Origin of the sequence: uncultured Flavobacterium sp. (genome assembly GCF_963922255.1) — a bacterium.
In the GTDB taxonomy this organism is placed as follows: domain Bacteria; phylum Bacteroidota; class Bacteroidia; order Flavobacteriales; family Flavobacteriaceae; genus Flavobacterium.
In genome coordinates, this window is the sequence record NZ_CAWUIC010000011.1 from 49969 (window position 1) to 66249 (window position 16281).

Annotated in this window: 8 protein-coding genes; 7 read left to right on the forward strand and 1 reads right to left on the reverse strand. The window is 29.0% G+C overall.

Annotated features, from left to right (window positions below; translation table 11 throughout):
• Positions 1-21: 21 nt before the first annotated feature.
• The 4 genes from AABJ49_RS09955 (at position 22) to AABJ49_RS09970 (ending at position 4918) form a co-directional block, all read left to right on the forward strand.
• Positions 22-1146, forward strand: a complete 1125-nt coding sequence (locus tag AABJ49_RS09955) for an adenylate kinase (RefSeq protein ID WP_338378195.1) — start codon at positions 22-24, stop codon at positions 1144-1146.
• Positions 1147-1245: 99 nt separating this feature from the next.
• Complete coding sequence (locus AABJ49_RS09960; RefSeq protein WP_338378127.1) at positions 1246-2523, forward strand: hemolysin family protein; 1278 nt, start codon at positions 1246-1248, stop codon at positions 2521-2523.
• A gap of 106 nt (positions 2524-2629) precedes the next feature.
• Positions 2630-3631 (forward strand): GTPase ObgE, encoded by a 1002-nt coding sequence (obgE, locus tag AABJ49_RS09965; RefSeq protein WP_338378128.1) that lies wholly within the window; start codon positions 2630-2632, stop codon positions 3629-3631.
• A 48-nt stretch (positions 3632-3679) separates the two neighbouring features.
• Positions 3680-4918, forward strand: coding sequence for a zinc-dependent metalloprotease (locus AABJ49_RS09970; RefSeq protein WP_338378129.1), 1239 nt, complete (start codon positions 3680-3682; stop codon positions 4916-4918).
• Positions 4919-4982: 64 nt separating this feature from the next.
• Here the strand turns inward: AABJ49_RS09970 and AABJ49_RS09975 are convergent, their stop codons facing one another.
• Entirely contained in the window at positions 4983-11543 is a 6561-nt protein-coding gene (locus AABJ49_RS09975; RefSeq protein WP_338378130.1) for an alpha-2-macroglobulin family protein, read from the reverse strand.
• A gap of 319 nt (positions 11544-11862) precedes the next feature.
• Between AABJ49_RS09975 and AABJ49_RS09980 the strand changes: the two genes are divergently transcribed.
• The 3 genes from AABJ49_RS09980 to AABJ49_RS09990 all read left to right on the forward strand — a co-directional run bounded on the left by AABJ49_RS09980 (position 11863) and on the right by AABJ49_RS09990 (position 16226).
• Complete coding sequence (locus AABJ49_RS09980; protein WP_338378131.1) at positions 11863-14010, forward strand: S46 family peptidase; 2148 nt, start codon at positions 11863-11865, stop codon at positions 14008-14010.
• Positions 14011-14155: 145 nt separating this feature from the next.
• Complete coding sequence (locus AABJ49_RS09985; RefSeq protein WP_338378132.1) at positions 14156-14800, forward strand: hypothetical protein; 645 nt, start codon at positions 14156-14158, stop codon at positions 14798-14800.
• 70 nt (positions 14801-14870) lie between these two features.
• The gene (locus tag AABJ49_RS09990) at positions 14871-16226 is read left to right on the forward strand and encodes a Mur ligase family protein (RefSeq protein ID WP_338378133.1); all 1356 of its coding nucleotides are present in this window, start codon (positions 14871-14873) and stop codon (positions 16224-16226) included.
• The last annotated feature ends 55 nt before the right edge of the window (positions 16227-16281 follow it).

Genomic DNA, 16281 nt, shown 5'->3' on the forward strand with positions numbered 1-16281 from the left:
TGTAGTCACAACTAAAAAAATATTCAAGTGATTCAATTACACGACAAACATTTTGAACCTTTTATTTCATCTGATGAAATTGATTTTGCGATTCAAAATATGGCAAAACAAATGGATGATGATTTTTTTGACGAAGTTCCTGTTTTTATTGGAGTTTTAAATGGTTCGTTCAAAGTTATTTCCGATTTAATGAAATATTATAGAGGAATGTGTGAAGTAAGTTTTGTAAAACTAGCTTCCTATGAAGGAACACAATCGACAAATCAAGTCAAACAATTAATTGGTTTAAATGAAGATTTAGAAGGAAAAACGGTTGTAATTGTAGAAGATATTGTCGATACAGGAAATACCATCGAAGAATTAAAAGCGATTCTGAAAGAGAAAAAAGTAAAACACTTAAAAATTGCAACCTTATTCTTTAAACCAGAAGCATACAAAAAAGACATCAAATTAGATTATGTAGGAATTAGAATTCCAAATAAATTCATCGTTGGTTTTGGATTAGATTATGATGGATTGGGAAGAAATTTACCAGATGTATATCAATTAGCCATAGAAAACAAACACACACAAATGATTAATATAGTTTTATTCGGAAAACCTGGAGCAGGTAAAGGAACACAAGCCGATTTTTTAAAAGAAAAATACAATTTAGTACATCTTTCAACAGGTGATATTTTTAGATTTAACATCAAGAATGATACGGAATTGGGTCAATTAGCCAAAACCTTCATGGACAAAGGTGATTTAGTTCCAGATGAAGTGACCATTAAAATGTTGCAAAGTGAAGTAGATAAAAACCCACAAGCTAAAGGATTTTTATTTGATGGATTTCCAAGAACGATTGCACAAGCAGAAGCTTTGGATGCTTTTTTAAGTTCAAAAAATCAAGAAATTACAGCAACAGTGGCTTTGGAAGCTGATGACGAAATTCTAGTACAACGTTTATTAGAAAGAGGAAAAACTTCTGGAAGACCAGATGATCAAGATGAAGAAAAAATCAGAAATCGTTATGATGAGTATAACCAAAAAACGGCTCCTTTAATGGATTATTATAAAGGTCAAAACAAGTTTAAGGCTGTCAACGGAATTGGAAGTATTGCAGAAGTAACTGAAAGATTAAGTGCTGTTATAGATACTTTATAAATTATAAAAATGTAAATTTCTGACATTCAAAAAAATTTCAGATATTTGTAAATATTGAAGAGCTATTGTTTAAATAGCTCTTTTTTTACAAAAATGTTTATGGAAATACTTATTATATTATTTTTAATTCTTTTAAATGGAGTTTTTTCTATGTCTGAAATTGCATTAATTTCAGCTAGAAAAAATCGTTTAGAAACTTCAGCTAAAAAAGGAAATAAAAAAGCGAAAGCAGCTTTAGAATTAGCCAATTCGCCTAATAAATTTTTATCAACTGTTCAAATCGGGATTACCTTAATCGGAATTTTAACAGGTATTTTTTCTGGAGACAAAATCACAACAGATGTAAAGAATTTTATCAGTTCATTTGAAATTTTACAACCTTATGCTGATTCAATTGCTGTTGCAGTAGTTGTAATAATCTTGACGTTTTTCTCATTAGTTTTAGGAGAATTATTACCCAAAAGAATAGGATTAAACCATCCAGAAGGAATTGCGAAAACGTTAGCTATTCCAATGAAATATATGTCAAAAATCACCATGCCCTTCATTTGGTTATTGACAGTTTCAACGGAATTTCTTTTAAAAGTTTTACAAATTAAACCTTCAGCTGATGGAAAAGTTACAGAAGATGAAATAAAAGCTATCATTAAAGAAGGAACAGAAGTAGGTGAAGTTCAGGAAATTGAGCAAGATATAGTGGAACGTGTTTTTCATATTGGTGATCGAAAAGTAAATTCATTGATGACACACAGAAATGCTGTTGTTTATTTATCTTATGATGATTCAATTGAAGTAATCAAATCAAAAGTTTTAGAAGATTTACATTCATTTTATCCAGTTTGTGAAGATAATTTAGATGATATTATTGGAATAGTTTCATTAAAAGATTTATTTGTAAACTTTGAAAAAGAAAGTTTTGATTTAAGAAAAATCACTAATGAAGCCATTTATTTTATTGAATATACTTTAGCTTATAAAGCTTTAGAACATTTTAAAACTTCAAAAATTCACTATGCTTTAGTGACAGATGAACATGGAGTTTTTCAAGGTATGATTACACTGAACGATATATTAGAAGCTTTGGTTGGTGATGCATCCGATTTTTACCAAGAAGATTTTAAATTAACCGAAAGAGAAGATGGTTCGTGGTTAGTTGATGGACATTATTCATTACACGATTTCTTAACTTATTTTGAAATGGATGAGTATTTATCAGATTATGATGTAACAACTGTTAGCGGTTTGATAATTACTGAGTTAGGTTCTATTCCTAAGCAAGGACAAAAGTTAATTTGGAACAATTTAGAATTTGAAGTTATCGATATGGATGGTGTTAAAATTGATAAAATTCGAGTCAAAAACATCAACGAAGAATAAAATCTCATTTTCGGTAATAAATCTTACCTTTGCAAAAATAAATTTAGAGATGTAATTGGCTAATCACTAATAACTAATTACTAATCACTAATCACTAATTAAAGTTATGACAGAAGGAAATTTCGTCGATTACGTAAAAATATATGTTTCTTCTGGAAAAGGAGGAAAAGGTTCGTCGCATTTACATAGAGAAAAATTTATTGAAAAAGGTGGTCCAGATGGTGGAGATGGTGGTCGTGGTGGACACGTTTATGTGAGAGGAAACAAAAATCTTTGGACTTTATTTAGTTTAAAATTCTTGCGTCACGTAAAAGCGGGTCATGGTGGTGATGGAGGAAGTTCAAGAAGTACAGGATCAGATGGAGAAGATAAATACATTGAAGTTCCACTAGGAACAATCGTAAAAGACAAAGAAACAGGTGATGTGTTATTTGAAATTACAGAACATGATGAAACCAAAATATTAGCAAAAGGAGGTAAAGGAGGTTTAGGAAACTGGCATTTTAGAAACTCAGTAAATCAAACACCAAGATACGCTCAACCAGGAATGCCAACAGAAGAAGTTGATGTAATTTTAGAATTAAAAGTATTAGCTGATGTTGGTTTAGTTGGATTTCCAAATGCAGGAAAATCGACTTTACTTTCTGTATTGACTTCGGCAAAGCCAAAAATTGCAGATTATCCTTTTACTACATTGAAACCTAATTTAGGAATTGTTTCGTATAAAGATTTTCAATCGTTTGTAATTGCAGATATTCCTGGAATTATAGAAGGAGCAGCTGAAGGAAAAGGTTTAGGTCATTATTTTTTAAGACATATTGAGCGAAATTCAACTTTATTATTTTTAGTTCCAGCTGATGCTGATGATATTAAGAAAGAATATGAGATTTTATTAGATGAATTAAGAAGATATAATCCAGAAATGTTAGACAAAGACAGATTGGTTGTGATTTCGAAGTCAGATATGTTAGATGAAGAATTAAAAACAGAATTGAAAGCACAATTAGATAAAGAATTTAAAGGAATACCTTATATGTTTATTTCTTCAATTACTAATGTAGGATTAGGAGAATTGAAAGATAAATTATGGAAAATGTTAAATGTCTAACATTTACATTAAAATTAAATATATATATTTGGAAAAAATTATAAATAAATGAAATCAAGATTACTATTATTATTGTTAGTTGTTTTTCAACTAAGTTTTGCCCAACAGAGAAGTTGTGGAATGGAAGGAAAAATGCAAGAAATGCTTTTTAACCCATTGTTAAAACAACAATACGAAGCACAAATTGAAAAATCAGACAAAGAATTACAACGTTTACAAAATAGTAGCGCAAAAGTATATTCTCCAAATGTAACGTACATTATACCTGTAGCAGTTCACTTTCCGTCTGGTTTAAATTCTCAGAGATCATGTTTAGTTGCTTTAGCACAAAGTCAAATTGATATATTAAACAATGATTATAATGCTATGAATGCTGACTTAGCGACTTGGAATACAACTACAAGTTCGTTTTTCCCAGGAGTAAATCCAGGAGTTATTGATGTTCAATTTGTATTAGCAACACAGAATCACCCTTCGGGATTTGATGCAAATTTAGTAAATGGTCAACCTTGTGTTACAATAGGATATAATTTTGCTCAATTTTCTGATTGGAATTCAAATTGGGCTGGATACTTAAATATAGTTGTTGATTCATTAAACGGTGGTACATTAGGATATGCATATTTAGCTTCAAGTCCTTCAAACGGTGCAGCTGTATTTATTGATAAAAATTCTTTTGGTTCTGGAACAGGATGCGGAACTATTGCTCCTCAATCACCTTATAATTTAGGGAGAACTTTAACACATGAATTAGGCCATTATTTGAACCTAAATCATATATGGGGAAGTGGAACTTGTGGTGATGATCAAGTTGCAGATACTCCTCAACACAATACAGCTAATTATGGTTGTCCAAATATTTTTCATTTTTCGTCTTGTACAGGAACTCCTAGAGAATTGACAATGAATTATATGGATTATACTAATGATTCTTGTATGTATATGTTTACTGCTGGCCAAGCTCAAAGAAGTGTGGCTCATTTAAATACTATTTACAGTGCTTTTAATCAAAATACCTTATTGAGTAGTGATATTGTTGTGAAAAATGACTTTGCAATTTATCCAAATCCAAACAATGGAACTTTTGAAATTCAATTAGCTGAATTAGAAGAAGCTTTTGTTGTTAATGTTTATGATAATACTGGTAGAGTTGTTTACACTAAAGATTTTAGCCAAACAAGCTCATTAACACAAACGGTTAATTTAGAAAATGTTTCTTCAGGTATTTATTTGGTTTCTGTTAAAGGTTCAAATGCTACAATAACTAAGAAAATAGTTATTCAGTAAATAAATAATTTTATACGTATTGAAAAGACTGTCGAAATAAATCGACAGTCTTTTTTTATTTAAACTAATCAACTTTTACAATAGTATTTGTTGAATGTGCAGAAAATTCTGGAGCATACATACTTTGAAGTGTTGCTATTCCATCATTGAAATTTCCTGTGTTGTTTATTCTTACATCATATTCTAGCACATAGGTTCCTTTATTTATTTTGTCAAAAAAGAAATGTGTTGCAACATCTTTAGTACTTCTGTAATACGATAAATTATCTCTCCATTCGTAGTTTGAAAGTACATCAACTGGCTCAAAACAAGAAGCTCTTAAATCTTTTAAATGGACAAATTCTAAATCATTTTCTGTTTTTAAAACTAAACGAATTGTAATTAAGTCTCCAGTTTTTAAAGTTTCTTTATTTAATTCCATTAATTCATTGCCTTTAGAAGTTTTAACTTTTTTGAAGAGTGTTTTTGTAATATACATTGTGTTTGTACTGTCTGTTTTTATATTTTCTAAATTCTCAAAATATTGCCAATAAACACCACCATAACCAGGAGCTTTTGATTTATTTTCTACTTTAATAGTTGCCATTTCGTTGGTAATTTCTTCTGCTTTCCAATTTAATTTTATATAACCAGTTGTAGCTTCTTTATCTTTTTCGGATAATTTTTTAGTAAGGACTTTCTCATTTCCAATTGAAAATTTAGAGTTGTCTTTTATAGAAGTCCAATCACTTCCTTGTAATAATAAAGCATAAATAGCTTCTGTTGTAGCTTTAGTTGTTGACCATTTATTGACTTGTTTATTTTTTAATAACCAGACTTTTAATTCATCTACTATTTTATCATCGTCTACAATTTCTGCAAAAGCTTCAATTAACATCGCTTGGGTTTCTATAGAAGACTGATACCAATAATAACCATTAGTGTTTTCTATCCAATACATTCCATTATATTCATTTCTTGCGGCCGTTTCTTTTAAATTTATTAAGATTTTTTTTGCGAAAGCTTTGTCTCCAAATCTATTCATAGTTAAGGCTAATAATGCTTTTGAATATAAATTATAAGTCAACCAATCTTTCTTAAATTCAACTTTTTGAATATTGATTATAGAATCTATTTTTTTTGAAAGAGGGTGTTTTTCAACATAAAAACTTCTAGCATATAAATAATGTAGATTAGAATAAGTGTAATAATTAATTCTTTGGTTTTTTAATGTGCTATTACTGATGTATTTTTGGTCTAAATATGGAATTGCTTTGTCAGAAATACTAGCATAAATTGAATCCTTTTCAGGAAAAAGTTTGCCTAAATGACCTAAACCTTTTACAATGTGTTGCGTGATGTATTCATTGTCATCACCACCATCAAACCATGAAAAAGAACCAGAAGACTTTTGCTTTTCTTTTAGCTTTTTTAAAGTAGTTTCCATTGATTCTTTCATGGTGTTTAAATCCATTAAAAGTGCTAATTGTTTATTTTTTAATTCTTCATCTTGATTATCCAACAACCATGGGCTTTCAGCTAAAATGATTGATTTTAATTCTTCATTCATGTTTAATTTTGAAGTCGATTTACCTTCTTTTTTCCACGTTTCAAATAATGAAGCCACTTTTGGATTACTATCAATAATTTGAGTAGCAACGTAATTGGCATAATATCTTGAAAAAGTTTGTTCAGCACATTCGTGTTCATATTCCATTAGATAAGGAAGTGAGTGTAAGGCTAGCCAAGTTGGATTTGAAGTATATTCTAAAGTAAACAAATGATTTTTTAAAGTACTTGAAGTATTGTTTTTTAGAGTTGTAAATTCATATTCTTTTTTAGTTTCACCTTTCACCCAAATTGGAATACTTTCGGTAAGTAAGACTTTATTTGAAAGAACAGGCAAAATATTTTCTTCCCCATCTGAGAAGTTACCAGATTTGGCAACGATTTTATATTGCAAACCATGTAATCCTTCAGGAATATTGATAAGCCATTCTACAGGAACACTTTCTTTAGCTTTACACGAAAAGTTCTTTACATTATTTTTATTGGCACATATTTCATCGATTACTTTATTTGTTGAAGCATCAAAAAGTTGTAGCATTGCAATTCCAGATTTCGTTTCAAGAGTCATGTTAACCACTTTTGCCGAAATTTTTATTTGATCTTTTTCACGCACAAACCTTGGCATGTTAGTTTGAACCATAACATCTTTTTGTGAAATTATTTCCGATTCAAACTGACCAACTTCTGCATTTTTATTATGGGCAAACAATCTAAGTTTCCATTTGGTCAAAGATTCTGGTGTTGTAAATTCAAAAGAAATGTTTCCGTTTGTATCTGTTTTTAAGTTAGGATAAAAGAAAGCTGTTTCATTAAAGTTGGTTCTAGTTTTTACATTGCCTAAATCTTGTATTGCATTTTTAGTTATAATGATGATAACACCATTTGCTGCTCTATTGCCATAAAGAGCCGAAGCAGCTGCATCTTTAAGGAAAGTCATAGATTCAATGTCTTGAGCATTAATATTCGCAACTTCTCCATTAAACAGAATGCCATCAATTACATAAAGAGGTGATTCAGTATTATTAAGTGAACTAATTCCTCTAAATCTGATTGTTTTTCCATTAGATAAAGTGTCATATTTTACTTCTAAGCCAGCTACTCTTCCTGATAAGCTTTTGAATTTACTTTCGCTATCTCCATCACGATATAAATTTCCTCTGTAGTAGTTAAAGTCATTAGATTCATCTAGTTCGCTAGAAACTACACTTATAGAACCAGTTACAGATTCTTTTCTCATTGCTCCATATGCAGTTACAACCACTTCATCACCGACAAAACCTTCTTCTATAAACACGTTGTGATTACGTATGTTTTCAACAGTAATTGTGGTTTTCTTCTTACCAGGAAAGGAAATTTCTAAAATTTCATCTTTGGAAGCTACTATTGTAAATTCACCATCAAAGTTTGTTGTGGTTCCTCTTGAGGTTCCTTTTACTACAATTGTTGCTCCGGCTAATGTGCCTAATTCATCAGACACAATTCCAGAAATGGTTTTTGCATTTTTTGGAATTGAAGCAGTTGCATTTATTTTTGATTGATAATCTCTTAAAACTTGAGTGTTTTTAAAATCATTAAAATTAAATCCAAACCAATAAATTTCGGGATTGCGTTTATAATTCACAAAATATTTTTGAGGCAAATAAAAGTTGTTAAAATATATAGTTGAATTATTATTGCTTAAATAAATTTGTGGTGCATTATAATAATTGCCATTGTTATTGAAATAAGCATTTGTCCAGTTTTGAACTGCAAATTGATCTAAAGAACTATCATACATACTTGCTAGTACTTCTGCTTCAAATTTTGAATTACCTATTTTAAAAGACCAGTTTTCTATGCTTCCTGGTTCAATTTTATTTCTTAATGATGTTACTTCGATGTTTAAATTAGTCTGAATTTGCTCTTTGTTTATCGAATATCTTTGCTCATAAGATTGATTTTCCCAAAAACTAGAAAAATGAAAATTGATATTATTTTTGTATTCTTCTTCTTTCTTTATTTTAAAAATGGTTCTACCATTTACTAATTGTTGTGTAATTTCTTCTTGTAGGTCACTTTGGTCTGCATAATATCGATGTGTAATGTATAAATTAGGAATTACAGATTGTATTTCAATTTCAAAGTAATTATTCTCTTTCTTAGATATATCGCTGTAAGTAAATAATTGCGTTTCAGAGAAAGGTCTCTTTTTTGAAGCCAATTGAAAACCATGATTATCTATTATCAAATTATTCTTAGAATCAAAAGCACTTATTTCAATTTCATAATTGCCTAGAACGGCATTTTTTAAAAATTCAAGCCTAACTTCTTTGCCAATTTTTGTATCAAAAGAAACAGTGTTTACTAAAACTCGTTTAGTTTCAATGTCTTTATAATCATAAGGTTCATTAGGAAAAAGTATCTCAAATTGTGCTCGATTTATTTCTTGAATTTCAGGAAAACCAAAAGCTCTTTGCTTCAAATATTTCTTTGATTTTATTTCGTAAATTTTTAATTCTCCTTTTGCATCAATTGGAAAATTATTATAGGTTGTACTGCTGATATTTACTGATACTTTATCTTCAACATATATTTTATTATTTGAAACAATGTCTAATTTTAAAGTTTTCTGATTTACATTTACAGTTTGAGAAGTTGTTCTAGTTTCTCCATTTGTGTCTGTAAATGAAGCATTTATGATAAATCTAATATTGTCTATTTTGTCATTGCTAGTACTGTCAATTATTGCAGCAATTGGAATTGTAAAATTTCCCTCAGAATCTGTGAAAGTTTCGGTGTTTATGTAATTGTTATCACTTTTCCAATAATAACCGGTTTTGCTATAATCTCTAGATACTGTATAAGAAACTTTTGCATTTGTAAGAATGTTTCCAGCTAAAGCTTTTGCATTTCCTACAATTTGTAAACTATCACCAATAGTGTAATTTTCTTTTATTTCATTAAATTTTACTTCAAAAGTTGGTCGTTTGTATTCTTCCACTTGAAAAGAAAAATCTTGACTATCATTATAATCTACATTATCCCAAAAAGAATGCTCATCTTCTTTCTTGTTGTAATATTTTTTGTTCTGTTCATATTCGTCTGGTTCTACAATTTCTATATAAAATCTTCCTGTTAGGCTATTTTTTGGAATATCAAATTCACCAGAAAAACTCCCAAATTGATTTGTTTGAACATCAAATTCCTTTAAAACATTATGATTAGCGTCATTAATTATTACATGTATCGTTAAAAAAGGAACGACGCTTTTAACATCATCTTTTTTCTGAATAATAACACCTTTATAATACATTTTTTGGCCCGGACGATATATAGCTCTGTCGAAAAAAACCATTGCTTTGGCATCATAAGAATCATAAGAGTCATCTTTATTTGGACTTGGTTTTTCTCTTAAATAGTTTCGATTGTAATTTTGAATTAGAGTGTCTTTGTCTTTAATAATTGTTATTGTATTGTTGTATTTATCATTGAGATATTTGGTTTTTTTTAGGAAAACTTTTCCGTTTTTATTTGATGTATATTTTCCAACATCATTATTTATGATTGTATTTTCTATAGGTTTACCTGTTTTTCTATCATATAAATAAATGATGTTGTTTTTTTCATCATCATCTTCAATAACAATAAATTGAGTTGATTTTACAATTTCATAACTAAAGGCTTTTTGAGCAGCTTCTTTGAATTGAGTATAATTATCAGATTCTATAAATACCAAATAGTTGCCTGTTTCAATTGGTTCTAATAAGATTTCTGTTGTATGATTGTTGTAATCTTTTCGTTTTGGTAAAGTTCTAGTGTAGCTTTTAAAAGCTTTGTTTTTAGCTATGAAATCTAAAACTAATGAATCAGAATCGACATATTTTCCGTTTCTGTATTTGCTTAAATATTCATTTAAAGCAACTGGAAATTTATAATAATTTATCTTTATAGAATCAACATTTTTATAATTTACAAATGCTCTTGTGTTTTCGTAAGGGTAAATTATTTTGTTTAATTCAACAGTAATTGATTTTTTAATAATTTCATTTCTCAATCTTTCTGCTTGAGCTAAAGCATTTACGTTTATTTTAGAGGCAAAAATAGAATCAATTAAATGAAGTGCTTTTTGTTTTTCATTATTTTTACTATTTGAGTTGAAATAAGTGTATTGTCTTGCTCTTTCAACTTTTAATTCTTGTTTTAATAATTGATTTTGAGTTGTTTTTTCTAATTCAAAAAGTTTTTTTTGGTGACTAAGTGCGTCATGTGACTTTTTATAAGCAAAATTCAATCGCTTATAATAAGCAATATCTAGTTTATCTAATTGCTTAGTTTGTATTAAATATTTTTCGTGTTCTTGAAGGATTTCAAAAATCGGAATAATATCTATATGTTCTTTGTTTTCAATTTTCATTTTAGCAAACTCACTTGGTTTTGCATAAAATTTTTCAGTTAGTAAAAGGGTTCCATCTTTAACATCTCTGTTCCAATAAATATTGGTTTCATAAAAGTCAATAGTTTTCTCGTACAAAAAATCATATAAAGTAAAGTTTTTGGCATTTACATTAGGACTATAATCAAAAACATCATTGTAATTGTCTATTGTTGTACTTCTTAATTCTGATTTATTTTTAAGGATTTCTTCATAACAGTGATTAATTTCTTTACTGAAATCAGTTGTTGTCCAAGTCAAAAAATTAGAAGTTTTATTGTTTTCTAGATTTGTTCTATTATTTATTTGATACCAATTAGCATTCTGATAATTAATCAAAATTTTAGCATAGATATAGTAAAAAAGCGCTTTATTTTCTTTTGAGGCTCTCTTTATTTCTAACTGTAAGTTTGTAATAATTGTACTTTGAGCATTTTCATCAAAAACTTGTTCAAATTTTGACAAATAGAAAAAACATTTAATGACAGTTGTGTCGTCATTTTTTCGGTTAGATTTTTTGTAGATACTTTCAACTTCCTTTTTAGCTGATTCTATTTTTCCGTCTAATTCATATTGATAAACTTTTTTCCAATTTGAATCAAAATTTTGACAAAATCCAAAGTTTAAAGTTAAAAATAAAATAACGAGGTATAATTTTTTAGACATACATATGTTTTATACTATAGAGATGAAAAATACAAAAAAGGTTGGAATTAAACAGAAATATTTTTTTTGTAAATAATAACCAAAATTGCTTAACTAAAAAGATTTAATATTAAAAACATATTTATGGAAGTATCTTGTGTTTTGTTATAAAATGGTCTAAAATTTAATTATTAAATACAGAAAAATAAACTTTTTGTTTATCCTTTATTTTTTTTTCTAAAAAGTTAAAGTTAACATAATGTAAACCATTTTCAAATTGATAATTATATTGAAATCTTATTTTTAATTATATTCGCAAAACAAAATTTAGATCTTAATTATGAAAAAATTATTATTAGTAGTTATTTCTGCTGTCATGCTTGTGCCTTCTTCAGTAAAAGCAGATGAAGGAATGTGGTTTTTAATGTTCATTGAACGTTTAAATCACCGCGATATGCAAAAAATGGGCTTGCAATTAACAGCCGAAGAAATTTACAGCATCAACAACCATAGTTTAAAAGATGCAATCGTTCAATTTAACGGTGGTTGTACTGCCGAAATGATTTCTAAAGATGGTTTAGTGTTAACAAATCATCACTGTGGATATGATAAAATTGCCGAATTATCTTCAGCGGATAAAAACTATTTAAAAGATGGTTATTGGGCCAAAAATAGAGCCGAGGAATTAAAAAATTCTAACTTATCTGTTCGATTCTTTGTTCGAATGGACGATTGTACAAAAAGAATTTTAGCTGTTGTTAATTCTTCTATGAATGAATTAGAAAGAGAAAAAGCAATCAATCAAGAAATTGCTAAAATTGAAAAAGAAAATAATGAAGGTGGAAAATATACGGTTTCTGTACGTCCATTTTTTCAAGGAAACGAATATTATTATTTCGTATATCAAGATTATAAAGATGTCCGTTTAGTTGGTACTCCACCAGAAAGTTTAGGAAAATTTGGTGGTGATACTGATAACTGGGAATGGCCTCGTCATACAGCAGATTTCTCCATGTTTAGAGTTTATGCAGATGCAAATGGAGAGCCAGCAGAATATTCTGCAGATAATGTGCCTTTAAAACCAAAACATTATTTACCTGTAAATATTGGTGGAGTACAAGAGAATGATTTTGCAATGATATTAGGATATCCTGGAAGAACAAACCGTTGGATGCCAGCAGGTGGAATTGATCAAAACGTGAAATTCGCATATCCTGCATGGGTTGAAGGTTCAAAAACATCTATGGATGTAATGAAAAAATACATGAATGAAAGTGATGCTATAAACCTAATTTATGCTTCTAAATATGCTGGTATTGCAAATTATTGGAAAAACCGTCAAGGAATGATTGATGCACTTTCTAAATTTGGAACGGCTAAATCAAAAACCATTCAAGAAGCAAAATTTGATAAATGGGCTAATAAAAAAGAAAACAAAGCAAAATATGGAAATGTTGTTTCGACAATTAATAAATATTACACTTTGACTAATGAAAAATCGCGTCACGATAATTATATAACGCAATTATTTAGAGCATCAGCTTTTGGAACAGTAAGTAGAGGTTTAGGAAGACAAATGTTAAATTATGCTAAAGCAGATGAAGCAAAAAGAGCAGAAATGGCTCCGGCAATAATTGAAATGGCAGAATCTATTTATAAAGAAATACATATTCCTGCAGAAAAAGACTTGTTAGCAGCACAATTAAGTTTATATACAAAAAAAGCTGATTACGCTTTAGCACCAATGGTACAGAAGTTGGCAAAAGAAAATAATGGTAATTTTACTAACTATGTTAACGAAACTTTTGATGCTAGTATTTTTACATCTTTAGAAAAAGTAAAAGCATTTTTAAAAACGCCTTCAGTAGATGCAGTAACTAATGATCCTTTTTATGTATTAAGTGAAGAATTAATAGGTCATTATTTAACTAAAAATGAAGAATTGAATAAGGCACAAAACGATTTTGGATCTTCATATCGTTTATTAGTGGAAGGTTTAAGAGAATCAAAAATAGCTGAAATTCAATATCCAGATGCTAATTCAACATTGCGTTTAACTTATGGAAAAGTTCGTTCATTGCCAGCAGATAAGCGCAATGATGCAAATGTAAATAACTACACAACCTTAGAAGGTCAAGTTAAAAAATACAAAAAAGGAGACGCAGAATTTGATTTGCCAGAAAGAGTTTTACAAATGAATGCAGCCAAAGATTTTGGTCGTTATGCAGATAAAGATGGTTCTTTGCATGTAAACTTCTTAACAGATAATGATATTACAGGTGGAAATTCAGGTTCTCCAGTATTAAATGGAAAAGGAGAATTAATTGGTTTAGCATTTGATGGAAATATTGAAGCGATGGCTGGTGATGTAATTTTCGATAGTAACTTACAAAGAACAATTAACGTTGATATTCGTTATGTTTTATGGGTAATTGATAATTTTTCAGGTGCAAAACACATCGTTGATGAATTAACAATTGTAAAGTAATTTACAAATCCATATAAAATTTAAAACGACTTGAGCAATCAAGTCGTTTTTTTATGTACAATAACTAAAATCATTTCACTATTTTTGAAGATATTTTTAAACTATGAAATTTTATTTGGTTTTTTTCTTATTTATAAGTGTGAATATGTTTTCCCAATCAAATTTTGAGAAAGCAGAAAAACTATATTCAGAAAATAAACTTTCTGATGCTAAAAAGTTGTTTGAAGATTATCTAAAAGCGAACCCAAATCATTCTAAAACCATTGAATATTTAGGAGATATTGCTGGAAAAGAAAAAAAATGGGATGAAGCTATTTCCTATTATAAAAAATTAAAAGACAAATTTCCTTCTACTGCAAATTATCATTATAAATTTGGTGGAGCAATGGGTATGAAAGCTAAAAGTGCTAATAAATTCAAAGCATTAGGAATGATTGATGCTATTGAAACAGCTTTTCTTACAGCTTCAAAATTAGATGAAAAACATATAGACACACGTTGGGCTTTAGTAATGTTATATATCGAATTACCCGGAATTGTTGGTGGAAGCGAAACCAAAGCTCAAAAATATGCAACTCAATTAATGAACTTGTCTAAAGTTGACGGTTACTTAGCAAGAGGTTATATTGATGTCTATTTTGAACGCTATTCTAAAGCTGAAACCAATTATAAAAAAGCACACGAAATAGGAAATTCAAATACAACCTATGAAAAATTATATGATTTGTATTTGAATAAAATGAAGAATAAAACGAAAGCGAATCAGCTTAAACTAGAATTTAAAAAATAAAACAAAACTCAATTTCCAATTTTCAAATTATTTTTTTTGGAATTTGGAATTTTAAATATTGGAATTTCAAATGCGTACACATTTTATAGCCATTGGTGGAGCAGCAATGCACAATTTAGCTCTTGCCTTACACAATAAAGGATATCAAGTTACAGGTAGCGATGATGCTATTTTTGAACCATCAAAATCACGATTAGATAAAAAAGGCTTATTGCCTAACGAAATGGGTTGGTTTCCAGAAAAAATAACTTCAGATATTGAAGCTATTATTTTAGGAATGCATGCAAAAGAAGACAATCCAGAATTGTTAAAAGCACAAGAATTAGGGTTGAAAATTTATTCTTATCCTGAATTTTTATACGAACAATCCAAAAATAAAACACGAGTTGTAATTGGTGGTTCACACGGAAAAACTACAATTACGTCAATGATTTTACATGTTATGCATTTTCATAATATCGAAGTGGATTATATGGTTGGAGCTCAATTAGAAGGCTTTGATACGATGGTACATTTAACACATGAGAATGATTTTATCGTTTTAGAAGGTGATGAATATTTATCTTCTCCAATTGATAGACGTCCAAAATTTCATTTATATCAACCAAATATTGCTTTAATTTCAGGAATTGCTTGGGATCATATTAACGTATTTCCAACCTTTGAAAATTATGTAGAACAGTTTGAAATCTTCGTAAATCAAATTACTAAAGGTGGAATTCTAATTTATAATGAAGAAGACGAAGCTGTGAAAAAAGTCGCAGAAGATTCACAAAACACTATTAGAAGACTAGCATACCAAACTCCAAGCTATATTGTTGAAGACGGAACAACTTTATTAGATACACCAGAAGGACCAATGCCAATCGAAGTTTTTGGAGCCCATAACTTAAATAATTTAGCTGGTGCAAAATGGATTTGCCAAAACATGGGAGTTGATGAAGATGACTTTTACGAAGCAATTGCTACTTTTAAAGGAGCAAGTAAACGTTTAGAGAAAATCGCGGAAGGAAAAGGTAAAGTAGCTTATAAAGATTTTGCTCATTCACCAAGTAAAGTTTCTGCCACTACAAAAGCCGTAAAAAATCAATATCCAAATAGAAAATTAATTGCTTGTTTAGAATTGCATACTTACAGTAGTTTGAATGCAGAATTCTTAAAAGAATATCAAGGAGCATTAGATTCTGCCGATGTTGCCGTAGTTTTCTATTCACCAGATGCTGTAAAAATTAAGCAATTAGAAGAAGTGACTTATGACCAAATTGCACAATCATTCCAAAGAGAAGATCTAATTATTTACACCAATCCAAAAGAATTCAAAGAGTTCTTATTTGCTCAAAATTTTGATAATTCAGCTTTATTATTAATGAGTTCAGGAAATTATGGTGGTTTGGATTTTGAAGAAGTGAAAGGGTTAATGAAGTAAAGTCATTGCGAGGAACGAAGCAATCTCAAGTAGCTTAAAACCGGTTAAGATTGTT

Bases quoted from the DNA above. Each gene is read 5' to 3' on its own strand.
- obgE (WP_338378128.1), top strand. From the start codon at position 2,630: ATGACAGAAGGAAATTTCGTCGATTACGTAAAAATATATGTTTCTTCT.
- AABJ49_RS09990 (WP_338378133.1), top strand. From the start codon at position 14,871: ATGCGTACACATTTTATAGCCATTGGTGGAGCAGCAATGCACAATTTA.
- AABJ49_RS09980 (WP_338378131.1), top strand. From the start codon at position 11,863: ATGAAAAAATTATTATTAGTAGTTATTTCTGCTGTCATGCTTGTGCCT.
- AABJ49_RS09985 (WP_338378132.1), top strand. From the start codon at position 14,156: ATGTTTTCCCAATCAAATTTTGAGAAAGCAGAAAAACTATATTCAGAA.
- AABJ49_RS09975 (WP_338378130.1), bottom strand. From the start codon at position 11,543: ATGTCTAAAAAATTATACCTCGTTATTTTATTTTTAACTTTAAACTTT.
- AABJ49_RS09970 (WP_338378129.1), top strand. From the start codon at position 3,680: ATGAAATCAAGATTACTATTATTATTGTTAGTTGTTTTTCAACTAAGT.
- AABJ49_RS09960 (WP_338378127.1), top strand. From the start codon at position 1,246: ATGGAAATACTTATTATATTATTTTTAATTCTTTTAAATGGAGTTTTT.